The sequence below is a fragment of the Corynebacterium lehmanniae genome, assembly GCF_043161975.1.
GTDB classification, from domain to species: domain Bacteria; phylum Actinomycetota; class Actinomycetes; order Mycobacteriales; family Mycobacteriaceae; genus Corynebacterium; species Corynebacterium lehmanniae.
Genome location: NZ_CP170998.1, coordinates 2460692 through 2486250 on the forward strand (window position 1 = coordinate 2460692; position 25559 = coordinate 2486250).

Here is a 25559-nt window from a genome sequence, read left to right on the forward strand (position 1 = left end):
AAATAGGCCCGAGCCGTTGAAAGGCTCGGGCTTTCGCCATATTCTCCTTTTGGTAACACTTCCAGGGTTTGGACAGGGTCGCTCCAGTTTCTGCCAAGTTCTGGTCCTGATAAAGGAGATCCTATGGGCGCATCCCGCTCTGTTTCTGGTCCACGTTCCCTCGGCTCGCGCAGGCGGGGTACAACAATTGCGGCAGCTGCGGTGTCGTTGGCGCTGGTGGTATCGGCAGTCCAGGCAGTGACTGACACTCCTGAGTTCGCCGAAGCACAAGTGAGCGCAGATCGCGCTTCGAGCACGAAGGTGAAGCTACCTGATACAGATCTGCCATTGGAGATTAGAACGGGTGGCTGGGAACGCCTCAAATTGGAATTAGTTGATCCAGAAGAGCCGGTCTGGGTTGTGATTCGAGATGGCGACGGCGTAGAAATCTCTGCTGACATTCGGAAGTCCGGCGAAGACAATACGCTGTGGACCTACGATATTTTGGTTTCTGATAGCCCTCAAACGCTTCGGGGCACGATTGAGATCTTCGATTCCGCGGGAAATAGGATTCATGATGATCCCTTCCCGGTTTTGTTCATCACGCCTGGTTCGGATGCGGATTACTCCCCCTCTTATCTGCCTTTCGGAACTTTTCGTGAGAATCAAATCGGGAGTGTTGTGCGTGAACCTGTGCCGCCAGCTGATCTCGATAAGCCCAATCCCGTAGAAGTCGTCTACCGTTCTCTCGCTGAGCATTCAGTGTGGAAATACGGATACGATGCGTTGACTCGTGAATACCTAATTCACGTTCCGTCCCTGGAAGATATGGCGAGATCTTATGATGCTCGTTTTGAGGGAAAACCAGTTGACTGGAACCGATTCATCCAGGCAGCACCCTCTGATGATGAAGCCGTTCTGACCTTCCGTTTTGCGGACGGGTCGGAACGTGATCTCAGGGTAGTGAGTTCGATCGAACTGGATCGACCTAGCGACAACGGTGGGGGTTGGACATTTTGGGCCATGGAGGGGGACCCTGACGGCGACGAGGTTGATACTGCTACAGAGGTATTAGCTGGCTCCAATCCGTTCGACTCGAACTCCAAACCCGCGAAAATCACCCCAATTCCTGAACAGCAAGTGACAACGGGTGAGTACCTCTCAATTCCCGTTGAAGTGTCGAACATGCCGAATGGTTCCCGAATTGAGGTACGAGGCCTGCCTGAGACCATGTCCTATTCGGATCTCGGCCAGCGGATCGTGGGTGTCGTGAATGAGCGCTCTGAATTCGAGGTAACTGTGAGTCTCGTTGATGAAGACGGGTCCTCTATCTTCGGCGCAGACGGGTTTGCCATACAGACGACTTTCAGAATTTTAGCCGAGCCCCTCGAAATTTCGGCACCAGCAATGGCAGATTGGAATCAGATTCACTTTGAAGAGGGCGTCTCTGGCTATCCCGGTGAGAAAGTACGGCTGCGTGCAATTTTCTATTCATCGGACAAAGTCGTGGACGAGCCGACGAACATTCGCTACAGCTATTCGCCCCCAGTAGTAGGTGCACTCGGCGGGGGTGTATTCGAAGTACGGGTCCCAGAAAATGCGGTGCCAGGCACTACGATCGCGGTGCCAGTTGAAGCAATATACACGGACGAAAGCTCCAATGTTGCCGTAGGCGTTGTTCAGGTAATTGCGAGGCCCACTCCGACTACCGCTCCTTCGACACCGAAGCCGACCACACCAGCCCCGTCGCTTGCTCGTCCGACGGTGAGCGTCGCGCCGGATTCAGCCGAGAGGTACAGCGACCGGTACACGCCGACGTTCCCAACCGCGTATGCCCGAGCTGACAAGACAAGCCTTTCGGTCGATCCGCTGGCAACGCTGCATGACCAGGGCGAGATGTTTGACAACCAGCCGCTGCCGGTGGGAACAACGTTGAAGGCGAAGACTCCGGGTACGCAGATTGTTCGGGTTCCTGGGGAAGACGGCACCATTCGCCAACTGGTTGAGTACACTCCGCCAGCTGACGCAGCCCCGGGCGAGGTACATGAGGTCACCGTTGAGGTGGTCTACCCGGACGGATCCGTCGATGAAGTGCTGGTGCCGTTCGAAATCGTGGAAAAGACTCAGGCCGATGAGACACCGCTGGGCTACGAATCGGGCAAGGCAGCGGCGCCCAACCGCGCGGTGAAAATTGTGCAAACAGGTACCCGTGACCTGCCGGCGGACGTGGAGTTTATCGCTGGGCACAAGAACGACTTGCGCGGTTGGCGTGTTTCCGTCGACCCGCACACCGGTGATCTGCGTGCTACTGCACCTGAGAACGCCACGCCGTTGTCCTTCACCACGGTCGCGTTGTTTGCGGACGGCTCCACCAAGGAGATCACCACGATCATTGGCGTCGCCGAGGCGCGCGTAGACGCTGACCAGTACCAGCCCGTCTACCGCGAAGCTGTAGCCAAGGCAGGTGAGCAGGCTACGTCGGCTCGCCACGGCAATGTTGGAGCGAACACGAGCTTCGCGCTTGCCGACGCCGCAGGGTTGGCCGACGTAGTCGTCGATAAGCGAAATGGCACCTTCAAGGCGACGGTGCCCGCGAACGCAGTACCTGGGACGAGGTACTTCCCCGTCCTGGAGGTTCGATATGCAGACGGATCCAGCGAGTTCATCACCGCAGAGGTAGTGGCGGATTCCATCGCGCGCACCGCAAAGCCGGAGTGGGCCGAGCTGTCGGTCCCGGTAGGAGACACGACTTCAGAGGACACGAAGCGCGACGTGCCGGACAACACCACCTTCGCGTTGAAGGACACCTTCGAGGCACCAAACTGGGACGTCAGCATCGATCCGGCCACCGGTGAGCTGACCGTTCGCGCAGATGAAAACGTGCGGGTGGACGAAGAGGTTGTTATCCCGGTTGTGGCCACGTTTGAAGATAACTCCCAGAAGGAGGTGAAGGTCCGTGCGAAGGCAGCCAAGCGGACCAAACCGACTGCGCAGACACCTACTCCACCAACCAGCAAGGTGGTGACAACAACTGTCACCGCTCCGGCTCCGCCAGCTCAAAACAGCGGATCGAGTGTCGGAAGCATTCTTGCCCTCGTGCTTGGTGCGTTGGCTCTCATCGGCGGTGCGGGTTTCGCCGCCGTACAAAACCAGGACCTCATCCGCGATGTACTGCGCCAGAACGGGATCAACTTTTAGGAAGGCATCATGCGTAAACCAAAGACAATTGTTGCTCTCGCCGCCACCACTGCGCTTGCGCTGGGTGGGCTCGCGGTCGCTCCGGGTAGTCCCGCAAATGCAGCCACCGAGATAGAGGGGCAGGTTGCCAAATACACCCGCGATGGCGCTGGTTCGCTTGCAGCCGCAACCCTCGACGCAACTCATCAGTATTCGCAGTTGGAGTTCACCTGGAACGCGCCGCTGTCCGCAGCGGGAAGGCTGCGTACGGACATCCAAACGTCGATGTACATCGGCGGTGCGCCGCAGTTCACCACACCTGCACAGGTGAATCGAACCGGTGACGCAGTCGAGTTGGTGAGCGTTGACCCGGGGACGGGAATTGAAGTCGTCCGCACGATTCGAATGCACGACTCGCGTGTCGACGTCACCATTGAGGCGACGAACACCACGCCTAGACAGCAGAACCTGCAACTTGATCTTCGCCACTTTGTCCGCGCATCCATGGATGATCCAACGCAGTTCGTGGGTGAGGTCGAAGACGGAAAGATGATCGCCCGTTCTGTCACTCCGGGCTACGACATGCAGGTGGAATTCGGTGGCGACTACCAGACGTCTGGGTTCGCAGGGGAACCCAGTGAAGCCATTCCGAACGCCAGTTGGGGGCAGGATGGCCCGAAGGGAGCGCAGGCTCCAGATGGCGATGCGTCCTCGCAGGGAGCGGGTTGGTGGCGTGGCTGGAAGTCGGGGGAGACCGTGACGGCGTCGATAAGCGTCGAGCTCACGCCGCAGCTGCGTACGCAAGACATAGATGAAGACGGCATTCCCGACGAGTGGGAGCGGGGCTCATTCACACCGGAAGGCGGGCAAAGGCTCGACCTGGCGAAGTGGGGTGCGCGCCCCGATCAGAAGGACGTGTTCCTCCAGCTCAACTGGATGGAGCCGGAGCTCAACAGCAACGCATGCAACGTCAGTGGGCGTTTCCTTAAGAACATCGAAAAGACGATGAACTGGGTCGAATGCGCAGAGGCCAACAAGAATGCCTACCGGCCGTCAAAACAGATTTTGGACGAATTGGTCAAAGAATTTGATGAAAACGGCGTGAAGCTGCACATCGACGCGGGCAACTGGTACTCGAATTTCGTCTCTGCTGAACCGGGGCAGCTCAAAGGTGGTCCCATCAAGTTTGAGAAGCACCCGTTTAACGGCAAGAGCGGACGCGAGGTTCTGGATGGCTACAGCACCAGGCTCCTGAAAGACAGGGAGGCGGTGTTCCACGTTGGCGTCATCGGCGACGAAATGGCACCGGGTAACGACGCTTCCGGATTGGGGTCAATGCCAGGTGGATCGTTCTACGTCGCATGGTACGAACAGATGAATCGCGACGAGCAGGTGCGCAACACCATCCTCCACGAATTCGGTCACAATCTCGGGCTCGGGCATTCTGGTGCGATTAACCAGCCCAAGCGCGCAGAGGGGTACAACTGGGTGCCCGGGTATGTGTCCACGATGAACTACCTCTATCAGTTTGAGCACTTCGGTTTTACAAAGGGGATTTCACGCAACCCATCGCAGCTTGAGGAACGGTGCGCCACCCTGAAAATTGAGGATCCGTGTTTTGTGGGCGAGTACGAGATTGGCTCTGACTGGGAGAACCTCAATTTCACCGGTGGCAAGGTTGGGCAAGCGATCGGACACATTGAGACCCCAGAAGTCTCGAAGAACGAGGATGCCAGCACCCGCGATTTGGTGCTCGTCGCCGCGGAGAAGAACAACGGCAAGGGCGGCTTCCGGTTGGTAGATACGGAAGAGCGTCCGAATGGCATCGTGACCGCGAACTCCGAAAACGTCATCCACGCTGAGGTGAGTAACCACGGTGTAGACGAGCACACTTACCTGTTGGAGTACACCTACGACGGCCGCACCTACACCGAGAAATACACCGTTCCAGGCGTGAACGATCCCTCCGGAGGTGCACTGCCTATCGAGGTTCCAATCACGGGGCTTACCGGCTACAAGGGAGAACTACTGCCCATCCGTTTCAGCCTGTACAACGAAGCGAATGAGGTTCAGTACAGCCAGGACCTCAACGTGCCGGTCCTGGACTTCACGAAGGAAGAGCTGCGCGAGGTCATCGACCAAATTCCGGCTGATGCCAAGCCAAATGTGAAGAAAGCCGTTGAGGAGAAGCTGAAGCCCGCTCTCACCGCTACAGCGACAACCACTCCTTCGCCGGCCACTCCGACCTCCAACGCCACAGCTCCCCAAGCGCCCGCGCCAGTGGTGCCGACCCCGTTGAAAACGCGACCGGAGTCGCCGAGCCCTACACGCCCGGTGACTCCTGCTGAATCGCCTCGCACGTCCACGGTGACCACAACCACGACACCGGCTGTCGCGTCGCCTCAGCGCGACGGTTCGTCAAACCCGTCGAATGTCGCCTCCATCGTCGTGGGGCTGATCATGACGCTTACCGGACTCGGTATCGCAGCCTGGGGCTGGGTGAACGCGAACGGCATGCCACAGCTGCCGTTTTAACGGTGTCCTGTAAACTCCCCCCGAAAGCTCCGGAACGATCCCTGCGAAAGCACATCGCCGGGGTTACTGAATTTCCTTTTTCAGCAGTGGTCACGCGGGAGCCAGCTTCTTCTCGACGCCACCGGCGCAGCGCGCGGTAGGTCCTTACAAGCGTTGCGCTCGGAGCCCATCAACGCGTGATTGTCTGGACGAAGGCGTGGTCGAAAACCCCCACAGAACGGCTTAGCCGGGGAGATCCGCCGGCGAAATTGCAAAAAGGGAGAGGACTTCAATAGTTCCTCGCCCTTTTTCGCTTAGCAAGCTCCCCCTACATCCTGTCCATTTGCTTTTCGGTATCAGCACGCAAATCCGCTTTATTCACCGATCGGTACCCGTTGGCGAAACCCTTCAGAATTTTGACTACCCACCAAATCACCGCAATTACGATGAAAGCCAGGATCGCATAGACGAGAAATTCCTGCATCGAGAAATTAATTGTCGGTCTCCTATCAGGTACAGCAATTACGACAAATTCACCGCAATGGTAAGGCGGCCAGTTATCTGATGCAGGACTGAGAAATCGTTCGTATCCAATCTGATACGTAGCGATCGGCACAAAACAACCAATGTCCTTTGATGCCTCGGTGGCCACCAGAATGGTCAAGCCTAAGACGTCGCGCGAGGGAGTCGAGGAGGTCCCCTGTCTACTCTCCCCCGAAAGCCCCGGAACGATCCCTGCGAAAGCACATCGCCGGGGTTACTGAAATCCTAGAAAGCTCTGTTCCTAAGGGCCGAGAGCCAGCTGCTTCTCGACGCCGCCGGCGCAGCGCGCGGTAGCGGCCGGGGTTTTAAACTCGGCCGCATGACGACTAAGGCTGGCGCTCCGCCGCTGCTCAAAGAGACCGGTCCGTGGCGGTTCCGTTTCCCGGAAGTCATCCTGCTGGTTGCGGCGTTGGCGTGGATGGTGGTTGAGGACGCGAACAGTGAAATCAGCGCCGGTTTTGGGTTTGCATTGTTTTTCGTCGCTCCGATGTTGCTGGGTGTCTTGCTGATGTGCATGGTGCTGGGCATTCCGCTGCAGCGCCAGCCGGTGAACAGGTTTTGGGGAGATGCCGCCTACATCGTGGTGGGCGTTCTTGCCGCCGTCATTCTGGCCAAAAGTGACAATCCGTACGGTGCGCTGCCGGCCATCATGCCGTACCTCGTCGCAGCCATAATCCTGACTGGTGTCTCCGCGGCGCTGCGGCGTGCGATCGCGCTCCTGGCGTGGAAGAGGAAGTGACGCGGAAGTTCGTATACTCGGCCGCATGATGGTAGGTGTCAGCGAACCGCCGCTGCTCAAAGACACGCGACCGTGGGGTTTTCGCATCCCCGAGTTTCTGCTGATCGCCATTTTGTGTGTCGCGTTTCCAGGCGTGGCGGTATTCGGCGGCCACGTTGTCGTCCCCCTGCTGGGGATGCTTGCCGCCGCGCTGCTCATCGGGCTTCCGCTGCAGAACCGCCGGGTGAACGATTTCATTGTTGACGCTGGCTACCTGGGCGTCGCGTACGTCGTCGGCCTGGTGCTGAGGCTGACCGGGTTTCCGTACGAGGATCAGTTTTGGCTCAACGCCACATTTGGTGCGGCATCCATTGTGCTGCAGGTTGTCGGGTGGTCGGCGCTGATCCGGCGGGCTCTGGGATACCGGCAGTGGAAGTCGGACACCGAATGACAAAACGCCCGCGCAATGAACACGTGAGCGCGGGCGTTTGTGCTGTAAAAATTCGAAACGCTTCCTAGCCATGGAGGGCTAGGGGCTTTTTGAAGCCTCCACAACACTACATACGCCGATGTGTTTCCGCATTGAGGAGGCTACCGGGCCGGACTTAACCGCCGAACTCGATGGCCGCGGCACCGCCGATGTGGCGGAGGTTGGACTTGGCCAGGTTGAACAGGCGGCCGACGCCGCCCTCGAGGAAGGCGGTGCGGGCGCCGGACTTGGTGAAGCCCTTCATCATGTCCCAGGTGATTCCCGGCGGCAGGGAGAGTGCCTCCGGGTCGGTGACAATGTCCACGAGCACCGGGCCGTCGTAGGCCAGGGCCTCCTTGAGCACCGGCTCGAGGTCGTCCGGGTCCTCGATGCGGAAGGACTTAATGCCCACGCCCTTGGCAATCTCGGCGTAGTTGGCCTGCTCGTGGTCGGTGCCGAAGTACGGCATGCCGGCCACCATCATCTCCAGCTTCACCATGCCCAGCGAGGAGTTGTTGAAGCAGATCACCTTCACCGGCAGCTGGTGCAGCTTGATGGTGAGCAGCTCGCCCATGAGCATGCCCAGCCCGCCGTCGCCGGACCAGGAGATGACCTGGCGGTCCGGGAACGCGGCCTGCACGCCGATCGCCATCGGCAGCGCATTCGCCATGGTGCCGTGAAGGAACGATGCGGCCTCGTCGCGCTTGCCGTTCGGGGTGAGGTAGCGCGAGGACCACACGTTGCACATGCCGGTGTCGACGGTGAAGTAGGCGTCGTCGTCCGCAAGCTTGTCCAGCACGGATGCGGCGAGCTCCGGGTGGATCGGCTTCTTGGACTCGAAGGCCTTGGAGGTGTAGCTCTTCACCACATGGTCCAGCAGCTGGTAGTGGCGCTTGAGCATTTTGTCCAGGAACTTGCGGTCGGACTTCTCCTCGATGTGCGGGAGGATGTTTTCGATGACGCTCTTGACGTCGCCGACGACCGGGTAGTCCACCTTGGTGCGGCGGCCGATGTGGGTGCCGTCGATGTCGATCTGGGCGACGTTCTCGTCCGGCAGCCAGTCGGTGTACGGGAAGTCGGTGCCCACCATGATGAACAGGTCGGACTCTTCCATCGCGTCCAGGCAGGCGCCGTAGCCGAGCAGGCCGGACATGCCGACGTCGTACGGGTTGTCGTACTCGAAGTACATCTTGCCGCGGAAGGAGTGGCCGATGGGGGACTTGATCTTCTCCGCCAGGGCGAAGACCTCGTCGCGTGCGTCGCGCGCGCCGTAGCCGCAGAACAGGGTGACCTTGTCGGCCTTGTTAATCGCCTCCACCAGGCGGGCAGCCTCGTGCGGGTCCGGGTAGACGCGCTTGTTGGCGCCGGTGGCGTACACGGAGTCCGCGGTGTGCGGGCCCTCGGCGGTGTCGGCGGCGAAGACGTCGCCAGGCACGATCATCACGGACACGCCGTTGCCGGCCAGGGTGTTCTGCAGGGCGTTGTGGAGCACGCGCATGCCCTGGTCTGCCTCGTGGACAACCTCGCAGTAGGAGGAGCACTCCTGGAAGAGCAGCTCCGGGTGGGTCTCCTGGAAGAAGGAGGAGCCGATTTCCATGGTGGGGATGTGGGACGCGATGGCCAGCACCTTCGCGCCGTTGCGGTGGGACTCAAACAGGCCCTGCACGAAGTGGGTGTTACCCGGGCCGCAAGAGGCGCCGCACACGGCGAGCTCATCGGCGGCGAGGGAATCGGCGCCCGCGGCGAAGGCGGCGGCCTCCTCGTTGCGCACGTGGACCCACTCGATGTCGCTTTGACGCACGGCGTCGGACAGCGGGTTGAGCGAATCGCCCACCAGGCCGTAAATGCGCTTAATGCCTTGATCCTCTAGGCGCTTGACTACTTGTTCTGCAAAGTTGGGCATTGTCTACCTAATTCTCCTTATAGGTGGTTTCATTCAACGTGCGCCATGGTAACGACATTTACGCAGGCGGGTCGGCGCGCTGTTGCAAAGCAGACAAGAACGCGGGGTCTGTGAAGTAGTCGGTGTGGTCGCCTCTCACACCCAGCACACGCTCGCCGCCCCACCCGATGTACGACGGCGACGAGCCGAGCGCCGCCGTCGGCCCGGAGCGCAGCAGCAGGATCGGGTCTTCGGGGAATCCACCACGTGCACCGTCGCCTCCGGTCCGGCGAGCGTCAGCTTTGAGACGTGCTCGCCAGACACGCCAGCGCTGCCCAGGATCCACAGGTCGTCCGCGAGCAACCCGTGCTGGTGCGCCGCCTTGGTGGCCAAAAGCGTGCCGTAGCTGTGGGACACCACGGTCTTTTGCGCGTCAGGGAAGCGCTCCTCCAGCGCGGCTTGGAACATGGCGAGGTCGTCCGCGCCGGCGTGGGCGCGGTGGGGCGAGGCTGCGTCCGTGAGTAGCGGGGGAGGGGCGTAGCCCTGCCACACCACCACCGCGGCCCCGGTTTTCTCCGAGAGCATCCGGGCCTTTTCCAGCTCGCCCGGCAGCTGCGATGGTTTGCCGGTGGTCGCGCCTGCGACCATGGTGATCACGCGCGCCGGGTCCACCGCGTCGCCGACGAGCACCGTGCTCGCCGTCGGCCCGGCCTCCAGGAGAACGCCGCCGGCGTCCTCCACCGCGCGCAGCGTGGAGGCCGGCACCGTCTGCGCGTGCCGGGCGTGCAGGGATTCGAAGGACTCGTCCGGGTGGTCGAACAGCGGGTCGTAGTCCTGCTCTTTACCAGATGCGCCCAGCAGGGTCCGAGACAGCCTCAGGTCCAGCATCATGGACATGCCGTTGAGCCACAGCACGACGCGGGAATGGGAGTACATGCCGATGAACTGAGCGGCCTCGTCTAACTGCTGCTGCAGGGCGGCGGCGGCGACCAAAGCCACCGAGGCTTGCTCCAGCCGCTCGGCGCTTGCGCCTAGCGACGAGCCGTAGTCCGCAAACCTGGCCGCAGAGACCTCGAACGCGGGGCCGCGGAACCCGGAATCCGCAATCACAGCGGCTGAAAACGGCGCGTGTTCCGCGCGCTCTCGCGTACCCTCAGCGGCCAATCTGGTGGCGGCGGCCGCGGCGAACAATTCGGATGCGATCAGTGCTGGTTTGTATGTCATGGCGTGAGCTCCTTGCCGAATCGGGCATCTGCCTGCTCCACTTCGGACGCAAACGCGGCGACATCGTGGAGGTGGGTGTCAAGGCGGGACGTGGTGTCGTCGACAAGCAAATGCTCCGTGTCCTGCAACGTTGCGAGCGCGGATGCGGAGCGCGACGGGCTCAGGTGGGCGGTGGGAAGGGCGCCGAAGCTGCGGATGCAGCTGCGGGCGGCACGTGCGGTCTCTGTGGTCAGTTGAAGAAATGTCATGCAACGAACCATCCGCGAACGCAACAGCCGACGCAATACCCTGTTCCAAATCTGTGGATAACTCCCTTGAGGCGCACCTAGAGTTATCCACATGAAGATCGCGCTATTGCAATTCGCCTCCGGCAGCGACAAGATGGAAAATTTGGCCGCCATCGAACCGCTGGTCCGCGACGCCGCCGCCCAAGGCGCAACGCTGATCGTCCTGCCCGAGGCCGCCAGCCAGGCGTTCGGGCAGGGGCGGCTGGATACGCAGGCAGAAGAGCTGGACGGTCCGTTCGCCACAGGGCTCAAAAAGCTTAGTGACGAGCTCCGCGTCACCATCGTCGCCGGCATGTTCCGCCCCGCAGACACCAACACCGTGGACGGCAAGGAACTCAACCGCGTCTACAACACCGCGCTGATCACCGGCGGCGGGGTGCATAAGGGATACGACAAGATCCACACTTACGACGCCTTCAACTACAAGGAGTCGGACACAGTGCGCGCAGGTGGTGAGCTGGTCACGTTCGTCCACGACGGCGTGACGGTGGGGGTGGCCACCTGCTTTGACATCCGCTTCCCGGAGCAGTTCCAACAGCTTGCCCAACGCGGCGCAAAGGTGGTTGTGGTACCCACGAGCTGGGCGGACGGGCCGGGCAAGGTGGGGCAGTGGCACATCCTCACCGCCGCGCGTGCGCTGGACGCCGGGGTGTTCATCGCGGCGGCCGACCAGGCGCGCCCGGACTTCGAAGCCAAGGCCGGCGAGCCCTCAGGCCCCACGGGCGCGGGGCATTCGGTGGTGGTGGACCCGTTTGGCACACGCCTCGCGGAGGCCGGCTACGGCCCGGAAACCCTGGTGGTGGAGATCGACCCGACTGACGCAGACGAGGCACGCAAGCAGCTGCCGCTAGAGGCGATTAGGCAGCACAGCGCTATGCGCTAAACCACTCCGGCGCCGCATCGGGGGCGACGGTCTGCACGTCCCGCGCCCCGGCCACCTCCAGCGCCGCGGCCAGGCTCACCGCGCGCTCCTCATTCGCGCACACGATCACCTCGCGGCCCCACCACATCCCGGCGCCGGAAACCACCTGCTCCAGCGGCGCACCCACCCGCGACTGCGCAATCCACGCCACGTCCAGCCAGTCCTGCGCCTTGGCAAGTGCGTCCAGCGCCGCCGTGTCGTAGAACCCCTCCGGCCCGCTCGCACCGACCACGAGGTGCACCTCCGGCGGATCGGTCTGCTCCAAATAGTGGAAGACCAGCGCCTTCGCCGCCGCGAACCCACCCTCGGCGGCAACCAGGAGCAATTGCCTATCGACGTCCCCGCGTACCCCGCCCCGCGCCGCCCCCAACGTCAACCAGTCGCCCGGCTGCAACTGCATCTCGTCGGGAACGTGGAACTCCAGCTGCCCGAGCTGGTTGGACGGCAGCGCGGGGACCAGGCCGGTCCACTCGCCGGGGCGATTCGGCGACATCACCGGGATGACCTGTCCGGGGGCGTAGGGCACCGGCGTGCCGGCCTCCAGGCGCACGACCTGCACCCCGCCGCGGCGCTCCACGCTGGTCACCTGCGCGGCGGTGGCGGCAGGCACGCCAGCAACGTCCGCCTGTGAGGCGGCATTGCGCATGAGCTCCGCCGCCTGGATCAGTTCGGGCGCGTCGGCCCCGGCTTCGTCGATAAGCATGTGCACCGCATTGGGGTACTCCTCGGCCGGGAACCCTGTGCGGCGCAGGTCCAGCGCCAACGCCTTCAGATCGTCGCGGACCTTATCGGCGGGGCGCTCGAGCACGGCGAGGGCGGCGCGCATGAGGACTGGCGGCATCTCGTCGCCAGGAGGCAGCATCATTTCTGCTTGCGGGTACGCCTCGGAGAAGCGGGCGCGCCACGCGCGGCTGACCTGCGGGCCGTGGGTGCGCAGTATCTCGGCAAAGTGGGCGGAAGGCATGAAAACAGGTTACCTAGCGCCTGTGGGCTAAAGTTGCACCCGGCTTGAATGTGATAAGTGGATAGAAAAGAGGTGCTGTGGTGGAATTCACCCCGTATACGCTGCTCACGGACATCGGCTGGATTTCGGTCCTACTCATCGTCGGCAACATTTTGCGCAACCGGCTGAAGGTGCTGCAGGCGCTGCTGCTGCCTGCTCCGATCACCGCGGGACTGCTCGGCCTGCTGCTGGGCGACGAGATCCTGGGCGTGATCCACTGGTCCGACCAGGTGGGCACCTACACCACGCTCCTGATCGCGGTGGTGTTCGCGTCCATGGCCTACTCGATGGAGCTCGGCGGCTCCGTCGCCTCCGGCGCCCGCAACATGTGGGGCTACTCCACCGCCATGTTCATGGGCCAATGGGGCCTGTTCGTGCTGCTCGGCGTGTACCTGTTCGCGCCGGTGTTCGGCACTGAACCGTGGTTCGGCATGATGCTGCCGGTCGGCTTCGTCGGCGGCTTCGGCACCGCGGCGGCCGTGGGCTCCGCGCTCGAGGAGATCGGCGTGGAGGGCGCGTCCTCCATCGGCTTCACCTCCGCCACCGTGGGCACCCTGGTGGCCATCGTGGGTGGTGTGATCATGGCCAACTGGGGTATCCGCAAGGGCAAGGCCTCCCAGCTCGCCGGCACGCTTCCCGACGACCTGCGCACCGGCTACATCCACAACGAAGACGAGCGCCCCTCCATCGGCAAGGCCACCACCAACCCGTCGTCCATCGAGCCGCTGGCGCTGCACGCCGGCTTCATCGTCTTCACCGTGCTCATCGCCTACATGGTCAACAGCGTGATCAAGGGCCAGTGGCCGAACGTGTCCATCCCGCTGTTCGCCATGGCGTTCGTCATCGGGCTTATCGGCCGCCTGCTGCTCAAGCTCGCCGGCCGCCCGAACTACCTGGACAGCTCCACCATCAACTCTGTTTCCGGTGCGGCCACGGACTACATGATCGCCTTCGGCATCGCCTCCATCGTGCCCGCAGCGCTGGCCGGCTACTGGCAGGCGCTCGTGCTTATCTTCGTGCTGGGCACCCTGTTCTGCGTGGTGTGGATGTTCTGGGCCGGCCCGACCTTCTTCGGCGACAAGTGGCTCGAGCGCGGCCTGTTCGGCTGGGGCTGGGCCACCGCCGCAGTGGCCACCGGCATCGCGCTTTTGAAGATGGTGGACCCGAAGCTCAAGTCCGGCACGCTCAACGAGTACGGCGTGGCCTACGTCGGTTTCGCCCCGTTCGAAATCGGCACCACCATCATTGCGCCGATCGCGGTCATCGCGGGCTTTACCGCCGTCTTCGGCTGGATCGCCTTCGCCATCGCGGTCGGGGTGGTCGTGCTTGCTTACGCGATGAAGTGGATACCGGTCGCGAGATCGTCGTAAAGCTTGGTGCTTAGAACGGCCGGCGGCGCAAAGCGGCAGGGATATACTGCTGGCCGGCTAACCAAGACGCTGCCGCAGGATTCATCGAGTTCATTAGGCGGAGACAGACTTTGTGGTACCGCATGAGCTCGGTTGGCTCCAAAAGCGGTTCCAAGTGGCTCGCTCGATTGCGGGCGAATCGCACGGTGCTCGCCCACTTATAGATCACGGCGTGGCTCGCATGTTGGAACGAAGATCCCTGCTTAGGGGCAAATGCCGAACTGAGAGCCTCGTTCCAAATCCTCATCCTGGGGTTCTGGGAGGAAGTTACTTCGGGGCGTGGCAGAAGGAACAACCAGGATCCGAACGGCAGGGCTGCCACAAGATCGTCATGCGTTGGGTTGGGCTTTGTTGGGTTGCCGTCTTCGCCCAGAAGGGCGGGTTCAGCCTTCTTCCACATGGGTGGCCGGTTGGCGGGCGAGATAATCTGCCGGAGCCGCGGCGCAGGATCTTTAAGCCATCCGCGGGGATACGGTTCTGATCGACCGGGCTCGTTTACGGGCTCGTTCTCGTTCCACCCTTGAAGTAGAGCGTCGATACTGTTGCGCAGCTGCACCTCGACCATTCCGGTGGTCGCAGCGACGGCACCGGCCGCCCCAATATTCCATAAATAGATTTCAAGTGCCTTCGCGTCGGAGCCCCCAGCGACGGTCCGGTATGTATCGAAGCGGGCGTCCGACAAGGCTTTGGTGATAGCCAAGGTGGTTTGCGTTTGCACGAACTCATATTTACACTGGCAACTACAAGACGGGTTAAAATCCGGTATCAATAAGAATCCCCGCTAGGTTTCGCGCCTAGCGGGTTTCTTTGTTGAAGGGGGTATCCCCCGCGTGTGATCTGGTGCGATGCTACTTTGAGCCAACCCCGCGCACCTTTTTTGCCGTTGACAGGAACAGACTCAACTTCTTGTGCGTTACACCTAGTGCGAAACAAACATTAGGCAAGAAAGGACCATGGAATCATGGCGAATAAATACACGCAGAAGACACAGGAGGCCCTGCAGCAGGCGCAGATGCGCGCCTCTGCCGCCGGCAACCCGGAGATGCGCCCGGCGCACGTGCTGGAAGCGCTTTTGAAGCAGGAGGACGGCATCGCCGCCCCGGTGCTCAAGGCCACGGGCGTGGACCCAGACACCGTCGCGCGCGAGGCCAGCGAGCTGATTAGCACCTACCCCAGCGCGCAGGGGCAGAACATGGCCAACCCGGGCATCAACCGGGACCTGCAGACGGCACTGCAACACGCGCAGGATCTCGCGGGCGAGCTTGGCGACGAGTTCGTGTCCGCCGACGTCCTTTTGGCCAGCATCGCAAAGGGAGGCGACGACGCCGCTGAGCTGCTGACGAAGCGCGGCGCCACCTTCGAGGCGCTCAAGGAAGCCTTCTCCTCGGTGCGCGGCGGCAAGACCGTCACCTCGGACAATCCAGAAGATCAGTTCCAGGCGCTGCAGAAGTACTCCACGGACCTGACCGCGCGTGCGCGCGAGGGCAAGATCGACCCGGTGATCGGGCGCGATTCGGAGATCCGCCGCGTGGTGCAGGTGCTTTCCCGTCGCACGAAGAACAACCCGGTGCTCATCGGTGAGCCGGGCGTCGGTAAGACTGCGATTGTGGAGGGCCTGGCCCGCCGCATCGTGGCTGGCGACGTGCCGGAATCGCTCAAGGGCAAGACGCTGATCTCGCTGGATCTGGGCTCCATGGTCGCGGGCGCGAAGTACCGGGGCGAGTTCGAGGAACGTCTCAAGGCTGTGCTGGACGAGATCAAGGAGTCCAACGGGCAGATCATCACCTTTATCGACGAGCTGCACACCATCGTTGGCGCCGGTGCCTCCGGGGACTCCGCGATGGACGCCGGCAACATGATCAAGCCGCTGCTCGCCCGCGGTGAGCTGCGCCTGGTCGGCGCGACCACGCTGGACGAGTACCGCCAGTACATCGAGAAGGACGCCGCCCTGGAGCGCCGCTTCCAGCAGGTCTACGTGGGCGAGCCGACGGTGGAGGACACCATCGGCATCCTGCGCGGCCTGAAGGAGCGCTACGAGGTGCACCACGGCGTGCGCATCCAGGATTCGGCGCTGGTGTCGGCGGCGGAGCTGTCCAACCGCTACATCACCAACCGCTTCCTGCCGGACAAGGCCATCGACCTGGTCGACGAGGCCGGCTCGCGCCTGCGCATGCAGATCGACTCCTCCCCGCAGGAGATCGACGAGCTCGAGCGCATCGTGCGCCGCCTGGAGATCGAGGAGATCGCCCTGCAGAAGGAGTCCGACGCCGCCTCCGCGCAGCGCCTGGAGCACCTGCGCGAAGAGCTCGCGGACCAGCGTGAGCGCCTCGGCGAGATGAAGGCGCGCTGGGAGAACGAGAAGGCGGAGGTGAACAAGGTCCAGTCCGCGAAGGAGGAGCTCGAGCGCCTGCGCAACGAGTCCGAGATCGCGGAGCGCGAGGGCGACTACGCCAAGGTCTCCGAGCTGCGCTACGGCCGCATCCCGGAGCTCGAGGCAGAGGTAGCCAAGGTGGAATCCGAGGCCAGCAACAAGACCATGCTGGAAGAGGAGGTCACCCCGGACATCATCGCGGACGTCGTATCCTCCTGGACCGGTATCCCGGCGGGCAAGATGATGCAGGGCGAGACCGAGAAGCTGCTGAACATGGAGTCCGTGCTCGGCGAGCGCGTCGTGGGCCAGAAGGAAGCCGTGGTCGCGGTCTCCGATGCGGTGCGCCGCTCCCGCGCGGGCGTGGCGGATCCGAACCGCCCGATCGGTTCCTTCCTCTTCCTCGGACCCACCGGCGTGGGTAAGACGGAGCTGGCGAAGTCGTTGTCGGAGTTCCTCTTCGACGACGAGTCGGCCATGATCCGCATCGACATGTCCGAGTACGGCGAGAAGCACTCCGTCGCCCGCCTGGTCGGTGCTCCTCCGGGATACGTCGGCTTCGACGCCGGCGGCCAGCTCACCGAGGCCGTGCGCCGTCGTCCGTACTCGCTGGTGCTTTTCGACGAGGTCGAGAAGGCGCACCCGGATGTCTTCGACGTGCTTCTGCAGGTTCTGGATGAAGGTCGCCTCACCGACGGCCAGGGTAGGACGGTGGATTTCCGCAACACCGTGGTCATCCTCACCTCCAACCTGGGCGCCGGTGGCAACCGCGAGCAGATCATGGACGCGGTGAAGCACCACTTCAAGCCGGAGTTCATCAACCGCCTCGACGACGTGGTGGTCTTCGACCCGCTGAGCCAGGACCAGCTCGTCGGCATCGTGGACATCCAGCTCGACGGCCTGGCTGAGCGCCTCGCCGCCCGTCGCCTGACCCTCGACGTGTCGGATTCCGCGAAGTCCTGGTTGGCCGAGCGCGGCTACGACCCGGCCTACGGCGCCCGCCCGCTGCGCCGCCTAATCCAGCAGGCCATCGGCGACCGCCTGGCCAAGAAGCTGCTGGCGGGTGAGATCGTCGACGGCGACACGGTCCACGTGGACGTCGCCGACGGTGGCGAGGGCCTGGACGTCACCGCGAGGTAGATAATGGGTGCATGACCCAACTCGTGCATACCCCGGAAGCGCTGGCTAACGCGCTTCCGGACGGCCCCGTCTCACTCGTCCCCACCATGGGCGCGCTGCATAGCGGCCACCTCGCTCTCGTCCGCACCGCCAAGGCGTTGGGCAACCCCGTGGTGGTGAGCATCTTCGTCAACCCGCTGCAGTTCGCGCCGGGAGAGGATTTGGAGAAATATCCGCGGACGTTGGCTGAGGACGTCGAAAAGCTTGAAGCCCTCGGCGTCGACGCCGTCTTCGCGCCGTCGCCGGAGACGATGTACCCGCACGGACCGCGCACCACGATCCAGCCCGGCCCGCTCGGCGCGGTGCTGGAGGGCGCGACGAGGCCGACGCATTTCGCGGGCGTGCTCACGGTGGTGGCGAAGCTGTTCGCGCTGACCGGCGCAGCGGACGCGTTCTTCGGCGAGAAAGACTACCAGCAGCTCGCGCTGATCCGGCAAATGGTGGATGACCTGCACCTTCCCGTGCGCATCCACGGCTGCCCGATCGTGCGCGACACCGACGGCCTCGCGCTGTCCTCGCGCAACCGCTACCTCTCCGCCGAGGAGCGCGAGATTGCCCTTGCCATCCCGCGGGCGCTGGCCACCGGCAGCCTCGCCGAAGCGCGCTCGCTTCTCGACGCCACCAAAGGCCTCCACCTCGACTACCTCGTCGCCACCGCCCCCGACATGTCAGATCTGCCGGAGGGGTACACGGGTCCGGCGCGTCTGCTCGTGGCGGCGAAGGTCGGCGCGACCCGTCTGCTGGACAACGCCCCGATCGAGCTCTAGCGCTGCAAGCGACCCGCGCCCTCCTAGAACGTGTGCTCGTCGGCCGGGAACTCCCCGGTGTGCACGGCGCGCTTGTAGTCCGCGGCCGCGGCGGCCAGGTCCGCGCCGACGGTTCCGAAACGGCGCACGAATTTCGCGCGGTGGTCGCCGGCGGGCATGTCCGCCATGTCGTGCCAGACCAGCACCTGGGCGTCGGTGCCTGCACCCGCGCCGATGCCGACGGTCGGGACCGGGCACGAGGCGGTAAGTTCCGCCGCCAAATCCGCGGGCACCATTTCGAAGACCACCATGTCGGCGCCGGCTTGGACGACTGCGTGGACGTCGTCACGCAATTGCTCCGCTCCAGCGTCGCGGCCTTGGACCTTGAACCCGCTCAAGTTGTCCACGGACTGCGGGGTGAACCCCACGTGGGCGCATACCGCAAGACCTGCGTTTTTCAGCGCCCGGATGCGCGGGGCGATCCGCACGCCGCCCTCCAGCTTCACCATGTGGGCGCCGGTGCGGCGCACCAGGTCGGTGGCGGTGCGGACGCATTGCTCGTCGCTCGCCTCGTAGCTCCCGAACGGCAGGTCCATGATCACCAGCGCATTCCCGGCGCCGCGCACGACGGCCGCGCCGAGGAACGCCATCTCGTCCACGGAGACCTGGCTGGTGGTGTCGTAGCCGTAAACCACGTTGGCCGCGGAGTCGCCGACCAGGAGACACTCGATGCCGGCCTGCGCGAACACGCGGGCGGTGGCGTAGTCGTACGCGGTGAGCATCGCCCACTTCTCGCCGTCAGACTTTCTGCGCGCGAAGTCCGCGACGCGCATTTTCTTGGTGGGGGCTAAGTATCCAGTCACGCATGCAGTCTAGGCCAGCAGCAACCGTAAAAATCCCAAATCGGCGGCGGAAGGGTTTAGACTGCCGTGCATGCAGGCAACCACCACGATCCTCACCCGCGTTGCAATCCCGGGCGTTGAGAGCGAGCAGCTGCAGGCGCACCAGATTGGGCCGAATCATTTTGTGGTGGCGAGCGTGCCGTTCGTGGATACGACGCTAGCGATGGGCGACATCGTGGAGTGCGTGACGGTGGGCGGCGCGTTCCACGTGGATCGCGTTGTGGTGCGCGGCGGCGCGTCGACGGTGCGCGTGCTGCCGGAGGATCCAGAGGGGCTGGACCCGGACGAGATCGCCGGCACCCTGCTGGCGTTCGGGTGCCGGGTGGAGCTCGGGCCGGGCGGCATGCTCGCAGCCAGCATCGGCGCGGATTGCCCGCGCGAGGGGATCACCGAGTGGCTCAGCGGGCTAGAGGAGCAGGGCACAATCCAGCTCGCTCCCGGGTACATGGCGTAAAACACCGTTACACTTGCGGCCATGAGCGTCTTTGTCTCCGCCGCTGAACTCAACGAGCGAATCCAGACTGGCCAGAAGCAGACCATCATCGCCGCGCTGTGGGAGCCGAAAGCAGGCAAAGCGTGGTCCAAATTCCAATCTGAGCACATCCCGACGGCGCTGTACTGCGACCCGTCGGTGCAGCTCGCCGGCTTGCCCGGCCGCGCGGTGGGCCGCAACCCGCTGCCCAGCATCGACGTGGTGCGTAAAGCCGCCGCGAGCTGGGGCATTGAGGACGGCCGCCCGGTGTACATTTACGACGGAGGCAACGGACTGTTCGCCGCCCGCGCGTGGTGGATCCTGCGCTGGGCCGGGGTCACGGACGTGCACATCCTCGACGGCGGCTTCGCTACCTGGGACGGCGGAGGCTTCCCCACAGTCGCGGGCCCGGGCGGCATCGTCGTCCCGCGCGACGTCAAACTCACCGAGGGCAGCTTGCCGTCCGCAACCATGGAGGACGTCAGGGCATTTGAGGGATTGCTTATCGACGCCAGAGGTGCCCGCCGTTTCCAGGGCCTCCGCGAGATCCTGGATTTGCGCGCCGGGCACATCCCGGGTGCCCGGAACCTGCCGGTGAACGACCTGTTCGACCCGGAGACCCACAAGGTGAAGGGCACCGATGAGATCCGCGACCGCTTCTCCGAGCTGGGGGTTACCCAGAACACGGACCCGGCCAGCGTGATCACCTACTCCGGATCCGGCAACCACTCAGCCCTGCTGCTGGCCGCGATGGAGCAGGCCGGCCTGCCGCTGCTGACGCACTACGTGGGCGGATGGTCCCAGTGGAGCGGCAACCGCGACAACCCGGTGGCGACGGACATTTAGTGTCGGGCCGCGCGGTAGCATAGGCCGCGATGGTCATCCTGCTGTTCGTTCTCGCACTCGCGGCGCTGCTTGCCGCCGTGGCGCTGTTCGCATCGGATGCCCGCGAGGGCAGCGCACAACCCGAAAAGCCCGCTAAACCGGCCAAGCCCAGCAAGCGCGCCCGCCGCGCCTGGGCCCGCGAGCACGGCTACGCGTTCGCGTCCAGGGACGACATGCTGGCAGGTGAGTGGTCGCGCGGCGCCGCCGCCGGGGGAGCCTCGGCCCGAAACGTTGCCACAGGCAGTGCCTACGGGCACGACGCGCACGTGGCTGACCTGGGAGAGGCCACCGTCATCGCCATGGGCACCGGCGCGGAAACCAGCGCGGTGGTGGATTTCCGCCGCACGGATTTCGCGGCGGAAGGCTCCGATGACCTGGTGGAGCTGGACACGCACCACGGGTTCACGTGTTTTGCTACGCAGGCGGGGGCGGGCCGGAGGTTCGTCGATAGGCGAGTGCTCACCGCGCTCGAACAACTGCCCGCCGCAGTGCAGGCCGTTTGGTTCGAGGGCGCGTGGGCGATTGCGCAGCTGGGCCGCGACGCCACCCCGCAGGACTGGGACGCCACCCTTGCGCCCCTGGCGTTGCTCGCGGACGCGGCCCGGACGCTCCCGCCTCTCGACGATGCTCCGCTCACCCTCCCATTCCCCACCCGCGACATCCCGGGCCAGGCCCCCGCGGCCGAACCTGAGGTAGACGACGAGCCGGTGATGCAGCGCCCCGAAGACCCCGTGGAGCTGCCCACCCGCACCACCGGCGGCGAGCGCGGCGAGGTGGCCGACCACACCATCGGCGGCGACGACGTGGAAACCATCGCCGGCGACGAGCGCCGCGTGGTGGACCTGACCCGGGTGCGCCGCATGCAGGGCCCGAGCTCAATTTTCGACGACAAGGAGTAAAACGATGAAGGAAAAACTCGCTGAGCTGGTCAAAGAGCTGGCAGTGGTGCACGGCAAAGTGACCCTGTCTTCGGGTAAGGAGGCGGACTACTACGTGGATCTGCGCCGCGCGACGCTGCACCACGAGGCCAGCCCGCTGATCGGCAAACTGCTGCGCGAGCTCACCGACGACCTGGACTTCGACGCCGTCGGCGGCCTCACCCTGGGCGCCGACCCCGTCGCCACCGCCGTCATGCACGCCCCCGGCCGCCCGATCGATTCCTTTGTGGTGCGCAAGGAGGCCAAGAAGCACGGCATGCAGCGCCGCATCGAGGGCCCGTCCATCAAGGGCAAGCGCGTGCTGGTGGTCGAGGACACCACCACCACGGGCAACTCGCCGCTCACCGCCGTCGAAGCCTGCCGTGAGGAGGGCGCCGAGGTGGTCGCCGTGGCCACCGTCGTCGACCGCGCGACCGGCGCCGATAAGGTGCTCCGCGATGCCGGCCTGGAGTACCGCTTCCTCCTCGGACTCGAAGACCTCGGCCTTGCCTAATTCGCCTGAAGACGAGCTCCGCGGCCCCACCGAATGGAACGAAGGCCGCCACGGCGTCGGCCCCTGGGAAGGTGAGTGGCCCGACGACCCCCGCCTGGACCCGGAGTTTCTCCGCGACGGTGACCGCCGCAACGTCGTCGACGCGTACCGCTACTGGTCGCTGGATGCGGTCGTGGCCGACCTGGACCAGCGCCGGCACCCGTTCCACGTGGCCATCGAGAACTTCGAAAACGACATGAACATCGGCACCGTCGTGCGCACCGCCAACGCCTTTCTGGCCCGCGAGGTGCACATTGTCGGACGGAAGCGGTGGAACCGGCGCGGCGCGATGGTCACGGACCGCTACCAGCACATCCGCCACCACGAAACGGTTGCCGACCTCATGGAATGGGCCGCCGCGGAGGGCATCCCGGTGGTCGCCATCGACAACACCCCCGGCTCCGTGCCGCTGGAGACCGCCGAGCTGCCCCGCGAGTGCGTCCTGCTGTTCGGTCAGGAAGGCCCCGGCGTGACCGAAGCAGCCCAGGAGGCGTCGGTGATGACCTGCTCGATCGCCCAGTTCGGATCCACCCGCTCCATCAACGCTGGCGTCGCGGCCGGCATCGCGATGCACGCCTGGATCCGCCTGCACGCGGACCTCTCCCAGGCGTGGTAACCATCCCGCCCAGGTTTCGCAAAACTTTACATGCGTCAGAACTTATAATCTTCTGACCTGCACGTTTAAAGTTGAACGACCGTATCAATTGTCAACTTTTGCACGTTTCGTTTAGGAGGCTAGGCCCAAAACCCGCCGCCACCCCCACAACCCGCCGGAACCGGTGAAACGAATCCGGCCACTCTGGCAATATAGGTACGAACCGTTTGAACTTGAGGAGTCCCCCTGTGCCGGAAACGTGGGCGCACCGCGCCGACCTGGCTGAATCTGCCGTAAATGAACGCCACGCGCAAAAGCTTTGGGGCCTGCCCAAGACGAACCTGGCGGTGGTGGCGTGGCCGCCGGGCCCCAAGGACCGCCTGTTTTGGCACTGGCACTACTGGTGGCAGGCCCAGTACCTGGACTGCCAGGTCGACGCCGCCACCCGCCGTGAGACCAAATCGCGCCGCCGCCGGATCGCGGACACGCTGCGCGGGGTGCAGCGCCGCAACCGCGGCAAGCTGCTGACCAACGTCCACTACGACGACAAGGCGTGGCTGGCGCTGGCGTGGAACCGCGCGACCCGCATCGGCGGGATCAAGCGCAACCGCCACCTGGACGACCTGGAGTTTGACCTGCTCGCGGGCATCGACCCGGTGACGGGCGTGCTGCCGTGGCGAAGCGGCGAGACGTTCTACAACGTGCCGTCGAACGCCACCGCGGCGCTGCTGTTCGCCCGCACCGGCCGCCTAGACAAGGCGCGCGAGATTGTGGACTGGATCTTCGACAACCTGGTGCGTGAGGACGGCCTGCTTGACGACGGCATCCGGATGCGCATGAGCGGACCGGAGGTCGTCGATAAGGTGTACACCTACAACCAGGGCACCGCGCTCGGAGCCAGCCTCGAGATCGCGCTCGCGCTGCGTGAGGACGTCGGCCTGGCGCACGACGAGCAGATCGATTCCTTCGTTTACTCGGAGCGCGCGGACGCGTCGATGTTCTACATCACCCACATCCGCGCGATTGTGCAGGCGATTGCGCTGCACCTGGCCACCCCGCAGGGCGTGCTGCTGAGCCCGCCGGAGGAGTCTGGGGAGGGCGACGGCGGCCTGTTCAAGGGAATTCTCGCGCGCTACCTGGCCGAGGTTGCCATGCGGCTGCCGGAGGATTCGAAGGAGAACGTCGCCACCCGCAAGATCGCGGCGCGGCTGGTCATGCAGTCGGCGGAGTCGCTGTGGTCGCACCGCCTGGAGGTCGACGGTTTGCCGGTGTTCGCCGCGGAGTGGACCCAGGATGCGAAGTTGCCGCACAACTACGGGCTCGGGCCGTCGTCTATAAGCGAGGCGGTGGGGCTCGTGCGTATCGACGAGCGCGACCTGTCCGTCCAACTTTCCGGCTGGATGCTGCTGGAGGCGGCGGCGAGGGTGGCTGCAGCGCAGGCGTAAAACGGGCATACTGGGTGCGTAACTGCAACCCCTAGCAGGAGGATTTCCATGCCTATCGCAACCCCCGAGGTCTACAACCAGATGCTGGACACCGCCAAGAAGGGCGGCTTCGCGTTCCCGGCGATCAACTGCACCTCGTCGGAGACCATCAACGCGGCTATCAAGGGTTTCGCCGAGGCGGAGTCTGACGGCATCATCCAGTTCTCCACCGGCGGCGCCGAATTCGGCTCTGGCCTGGGCGTGAAGAACAAGGTTGCGGGCGCGAAGGCGCTGGCGTCGTTCGCGCACGAGGTGGCGCAGCACTACGACGTCAACATCGCCCTGCACACCGACCACTGCCAGAAGGAAGTGCTGGACGACTACGTCCGTCCGCTCATCGCCATCTCCCAGGAGCGCGTGGACCGCGGCGAGCTGCCGCTGTTCCAGTCCCACATGTGGGACGGCTCCGCAGTGCCGATCGACGAGAACCTCGAGATCGCGCAGGAGCTCCTGGCTAAGGCGCACGCGGCGAACATCATCCTCGAGGTGGAAATCGGTGTCGTCGGCGGCGAGGAGGACGGCGTCGAGGCTCGCGCCGGCTCGAACCTGTACACCAACGAAGCCGATTTTGAGAAGACCGTCGATGCCCTCGGCACCGGCGAGAACGGCCGCTACCTGCTGGCCGCCACCTTCGGCAACGTCCACGGCGTGTACAAGCCGGGCAACGTGAAGCTGCGTCCGGAGGTCTTGGACATGGGCCAGAAGGTCGCCGCCCGCAAGCTCGGCCTGGACGAGGGTGCGCAGCCGTTCGACTTCGTCTTCCACGGCGGCTCCGGCTCCGAGAAGGAGAAGATCGAGGAGGCCCTGCGCTACGGCGTGATCAAGATGAACGTGGACACCGACACCCAGTACGCGTTCACCCGCCCGGTCGCGGCGCACATGTTCTCCAACTACGACGGCGTGCTCAAGATCGACGGCGAGGTGGGCAACAAGAAGACCTACGACCCGCGTTCCTACCTGAAGAAGGCCGAGCAGGCCATGTCCGAGCGCGTCATCGAGGCGTGCCAGGACCTCCACTCCGTGGGCAAGTCCGTGTCCAAGTAAGCATTTGCTTCTCGACGAACCTCCGGCCATCCCCGGAGGTTTTCCTTTTGCCCTGTTTCGGTCTGGTGCGAACTTTCCCGGGCGCGAACCACACCAGCCCCAACAGCTTCCTGCGCCACACCCGCCCCAGGCCTCGGGTCAGTGTTTGTAAAACATTACATGCGCGAGGTCTTATAGCCTCCTGACCTGCAACAGTAAATCTGCGCACCTGTCCAGGATGTCGACTTTTGCACGTTTCGTTTAGGCCTCAACCGTTCTCATGCCCGACCGGTTCCCCTCCCGCCTAG

General features: G+C 63.9%; 21 protein-coding genes. 15 read left to right on the forward strand and 6 right to left on the reverse strand.

Annotated features, from left to right (window positions below):
- The first annotated feature begins 123 nt into the window (after positions 1 to 123).
- Together ACF3NP_RS11725 and ACF3NP_RS11730 are read left to right on the forward strand one after the other, a co-directional pair.
- Positions 124 to 3177, forward strand: coding sequence for a Rib/alpha-like domain-containing protein (locus ACF3NP_RS11725; RefSeq protein WP_181889169.1), 3054 nt, complete (start codon positions 124 to 126; stop codon positions 3175 to 3177).
- Between the two features lie 9 nt (positions 3178 to 3186).
- Positions 3187 to 5691: a zinc metalloprotease gene (locus tag ACF3NP_RS11730; protein WP_181889168.1), complete on the forward strand. Its 2505-nt coding sequence runs from the start codon at positions 3187 to 3189 to the stop codon at positions 5689 to 5691.
- 307 nt (positions 5692 to 5998) lie between these two features.
- Here the strand turns inward: ACF3NP_RS11730 and ACF3NP_RS11735 are convergent, their stop codons facing one another.
- Positions 5999 to 6334: a hypothetical protein gene (locus ACF3NP_RS11735; RefSeq protein WP_181889167.1), complete on the reverse strand. Its 336-nt coding sequence runs from the start codon at positions 6332 to 6334 to the stop codon at positions 5999 to 6001.
- Positions 6335 to 6532: 198 nt separating this feature from the next.
- On the opposite strand from ACF3NP_RS11735, the gene ACF3NP_RS11740 reads away from it, so the two are divergent.
- Together ACF3NP_RS11740 and ACF3NP_RS11745 are read left to right on the forward strand one after the other, a co-directional pair.
- On the forward strand, positions 6533 to 6952 hold the full coding sequence (locus tag ACF3NP_RS11740; protein WP_181889166.1) for a hypothetical protein: 420 nt from the start codon (positions 6533 to 6535) through the stop codon (positions 6950 to 6952).
- 25 nt (positions 6953 to 6977) lie between these two features.
- Positions 6978 to 7382, forward strand: a complete 405-nt coding sequence (locus ACF3NP_RS11745; RefSeq protein WP_181889165.1) for a hypothetical protein — start codon at positions 6978 to 6980, stop codon at positions 7380 to 7382.
- Positions 7383 to 7536: 154 nt separating this feature from the next.
- On the opposite strand, the gene ACF3NP_RS11750 is transcribed toward ACF3NP_RS11745, so the two are convergent.
- From ACF3NP_RS11750 to ACF3NP_RS11760, 3 genes are all read right to left on the reverse strand, one after another.
- Entirely contained in the window at positions 7537 to 9303 is a 1767-nt protein-coding gene (locus tag ACF3NP_RS11750; protein WP_181889164.1) for a pyruvate dehydrogenase, read from the reverse strand.
- Positions 9304 to 9438: 135 nt separating this feature from the next.
- The gene (locus ACF3NP_RS11755; RefSeq protein ID WP_392398730.1) at positions 9439 to 10506 is read right to left on the reverse strand and encodes an alpha/beta hydrolase; all 1068 of its coding nucleotides are present in this window, start codon (positions 10504 to 10506) and stop codon (positions 9439 to 9441) included.
- Positions 10503 to 10754, reverse strand: coding sequence for a hypothetical protein (locus ACF3NP_RS11760; protein ID WP_181889162.1), 252 nt, complete (start codon positions 10752 to 10754; stop codon positions 10503 to 10505). The genes ACF3NP_RS11755 and ACF3NP_RS11760 overlap by 4 nt, the downstream gene beginning before the upstream one ends.
- A 91-nt stretch (positions 10755 to 10845) precedes the next feature.
- Between ACF3NP_RS11760 and ACF3NP_RS11765 the strand changes: the two genes are divergently transcribed.
- Positions 10846 to 11676, forward strand: coding sequence for a carbon-nitrogen hydrolase family protein (locus ACF3NP_RS11765; RefSeq protein WP_181889161.1), 831 nt, complete (start codon positions 10846 to 10848; stop codon positions 11674 to 11676).
- Here ACF3NP_RS11765 and ACF3NP_RS11770 read toward each other — a convergent pair.
- Positions 11666 to 12679, reverse strand: coding sequence for a ferredoxin reductase domain-containing protein (locus ACF3NP_RS11770; RefSeq protein ID WP_181889160.1), 1014 nt, complete (start codon positions 12677 to 12679; stop codon positions 11666 to 11668). The two genes, ACF3NP_RS11765 and ACF3NP_RS11770, sit on opposite strands and share 11 nt — an antisense overlap.
- A gap of 80 nt (positions 12680 to 12759) precedes the next feature.
- On the opposite strand from ACF3NP_RS11770, the gene ACF3NP_RS11775 reads away from it, so the two are divergent.
- The 3 genes from ACF3NP_RS11775 to panC all read left to right on the forward strand — a co-directional run bounded on the left by ACF3NP_RS11775 (position 12760) and on the right by panC (position 18441).
- Positions 12760 to 14088, forward strand: a complete 1329-nt coding sequence (locus ACF3NP_RS11775; protein ID WP_181889648.1) for a sodium/glutamate symporter family protein — start codon at positions 12760 to 12762, stop codon at positions 14086 to 14088.
- A 1000-nt stretch (positions 14089 to 15088) separates the two neighbouring features.
- Positions 15089 to 17635 carry an ATP-dependent chaperone ClpB gene (clpB, locus tag ACF3NP_RS11780; RefSeq protein WP_181889159.1) on the forward strand — a complete coding sequence of 849 codons (2547 nt, stop codon included), beginning with the start codon at positions 15089 to 15091 and terminating at the stop codon, positions 17633 to 17635.
- A gap of 11 nt (positions 17636 to 17646) precedes the next feature.
- Positions 17647 to 18441 (forward strand): pantoate--beta-alanine ligase, encoded by a 795-nt coding sequence (panC, locus tag ACF3NP_RS11785; RefSeq protein ID WP_181889158.1) that lies wholly within the window; start codon positions 17647 to 17649, stop codon positions 18439 to 18441.
- Positions 18442 to 18464: 23 nt separating this feature from the next.
- Here the strand turns inward: panC and panB are convergent, their stop codons facing one another.
- The gene (panB, locus tag ACF3NP_RS11790) at positions 18465 to 19283 is read right to left on the reverse strand and encodes a 3-methyl-2-oxobutanoate hydroxymethyltransferase (RefSeq protein WP_269951842.1); all 819 of its coding nucleotides are present in this window, start codon (positions 19281 to 19283) and stop codon (positions 18465 to 18467) included.
- A 70-nt stretch (positions 19284 to 19353) separates the two neighbouring features.
- On the opposite strand from panB, the gene ACF3NP_RS11795 reads away from it, so the two are divergent.
- The 7 genes from ACF3NP_RS11795 (at position 19354) to fbaA (ending at position 25272) form a co-directional block, all read left to right on the forward strand.
- Positions 19354 to 19776 carry a DUF4265 domain-containing protein gene (locus ACF3NP_RS11795; protein ID WP_181889157.1) on the forward strand — a complete coding sequence of 141 codons (423 nt, stop codon included), beginning with the start codon at positions 19354 to 19356 and terminating at the stop codon, positions 19774 to 19776.
- A gap of 21 nt (positions 19777 to 19797) precedes the next feature.
- Entirely contained in the window at positions 19798 to 20640 is an 843-nt protein-coding gene (locus ACF3NP_RS11800; RefSeq protein ID WP_181889156.1) for a sulfurtransferase, read from the forward strand.
- Between the two features lie 29 nt (positions 20641 to 20669).
- Positions 20670 to 21578: a type III secretion system chaperone family protein gene (locus ACF3NP_RS11805; protein ID WP_181889155.1), complete on the forward strand. Its 909-nt coding sequence runs from the start codon at positions 20670 to 20672 to the stop codon at positions 21576 to 21578.
- Positions 21579 to 21582: 4 nt separating this feature from the next.
- Positions 21583 to 22110 carry an orotate phosphoribosyltransferase gene (gene pyrE / locus ACF3NP_RS11810; RefSeq protein ID WP_181889154.1) on the forward strand — a complete coding sequence of 176 codons (528 nt, stop codon included), beginning with the start codon at positions 21583 to 21585 and terminating at the stop codon, positions 22108 to 22110.
- Positions 22055 to 22765 (forward strand): TrmH family RNA methyltransferase, encoded by a 711-nt coding sequence (locus tag ACF3NP_RS11815; RefSeq protein WP_181889153.1) that lies wholly within the window; start codon positions 22055 to 22057, stop codon positions 22763 to 22765. The genes pyrE and ACF3NP_RS11815 overlap by 56 nt, the downstream gene beginning before the upstream one ends.
- 227 nt (positions 22766 to 22992) lie before the next feature.
- Complete coding sequence (locus ACF3NP_RS11820; RefSeq protein ID WP_181889152.1) at positions 22993 to 24189, forward strand: glycoside hydrolase family 76 protein; 1197 nt, start codon at positions 22993 to 22995, stop codon at positions 24187 to 24189.
- Between the two features lie 48 nt (positions 24190 to 24237).
- Positions 24238 to 25272 (forward strand): class II fructose-bisphosphate aldolase, encoded by a 1035-nt coding sequence (gene fbaA, locus ACF3NP_RS11825; protein ID WP_181889151.1) that lies wholly within the window; start codon positions 24238 to 24240, stop codon positions 25270 to 25272.
- The last annotated feature ends 287 nt before the right edge of the window (positions 25273 to 25559 follow it).

Excerpts from the sequence above, each read along its gene's own strand:
- ACF3NP_RS11745 (WP_181889165.1), top strand. The coding sequence starts at position 6,978 with ATGATGGTAGGTGTCAGCGAACCGCCGCTGCTCAAAGACACGCGACCG.
- ACF3NP_RS11725 (WP_181889169.1), top strand. The coding sequence starts at position 124 with ATGGGCGCATCCCGCTCTGTTTCTGGTCCACGTTCCCTCGGCTCGCGC.
- panC (WP_181889158.1), top strand. The coding sequence starts at position 17,647 with ATGACCCAACTCGTGCATACCCCGGAAGCGCTGGCTAACGCGCTTCCG.
- ACF3NP_RS11760 (WP_181889162.1), bottom strand. The coding sequence starts at position 10,754 with ATGACATTTCTTCAACTGACCACAGAGACCGCACGTGCCGCCCGCAGC.
- ACF3NP_RS11750 (WP_181889164.1), bottom strand. The coding sequence starts at position 9,303 with ATGCCCAACTTTGCAGAACAAGTAGTCAAGCGCCTAGAGGATCAAGGC.
- ACF3NP_RS11815 (WP_181889153.1), top strand. The coding sequence starts at position 22,055 with ATGCCGGCCTGGAGTACCGCTTCCTCCTCGGACTCGAAGACCTCGGCC.
- ACF3NP_RS11730 (WP_181889168.1), top strand. The coding sequence starts at position 3,187 with ATGCGTAAACCAAAGACAATTGTTGCTCTCGCCGCCACCACTGCGCTT.
- clpB (WP_181889159.1), top strand. The coding sequence starts at position 15,089 with ATGGCGAATAAATACACGCAGAAGACACAGGAGGCCCTGCAGCAGGCG.
- ACF3NP_RS11805 (WP_181889155.1), top strand. The coding sequence starts at position 20,670 with ATGGTCATCCTGCTGTTCGTTCTCGCACTCGCGGCGCTGCTTGCCGCC.
- ACF3NP_RS11800 (WP_181889156.1), top strand. The coding sequence starts at position 19,798 with ATGAGCGTCTTTGTCTCCGCCGCTGAACTCAACGAGCGAATCCAGACT.
- ACF3NP_RS11770 (WP_181889160.1), bottom strand. The coding sequence starts at position 12,679 with ATGCCTTCCGCCCACTTTGCCGAGATACTGCGCACCCACGGCCCGCAG.
- ACF3NP_RS11740 (WP_181889166.1), top strand. The coding sequence starts at position 6,533 with ATGACGACTAAGGCTGGCGCTCCGCCGCTGCTCAAAGAGACCGGTCCG.
- fbaA (WP_181889151.1), top strand. The coding sequence starts at position 24,238 with ATGCCTATCGCAACCCCCGAGGTCTACAACCAGATGCTGGACACCGCC.
- ACF3NP_RS11765 (WP_181889161.1), top strand. The coding sequence starts at position 10,846 with ATGAAGATCGCGCTATTGCAATTCGCCTCCGGCAGCGACAAGATGGAA.
- pyrE (WP_181889154.1), top strand. The coding sequence starts at position 21,583 with ATGAAGGAAAAACTCGCTGAGCTGGTCAAAGAGCTGGCAGTGGTGCAC.
- ACF3NP_RS11795 (WP_181889157.1), top strand. The coding sequence starts at position 19,354 with ATGCAGGCAACCACCACGATCCTCACCCGCGTTGCAATCCCGGGCGTT.
- ACF3NP_RS11755 (WP_392398730.1), bottom strand. The coding sequence starts at position 10,506 with ATGACATACAAACCAGCACTGATCGCATCCGAATTGTTCGCCGCGGCC.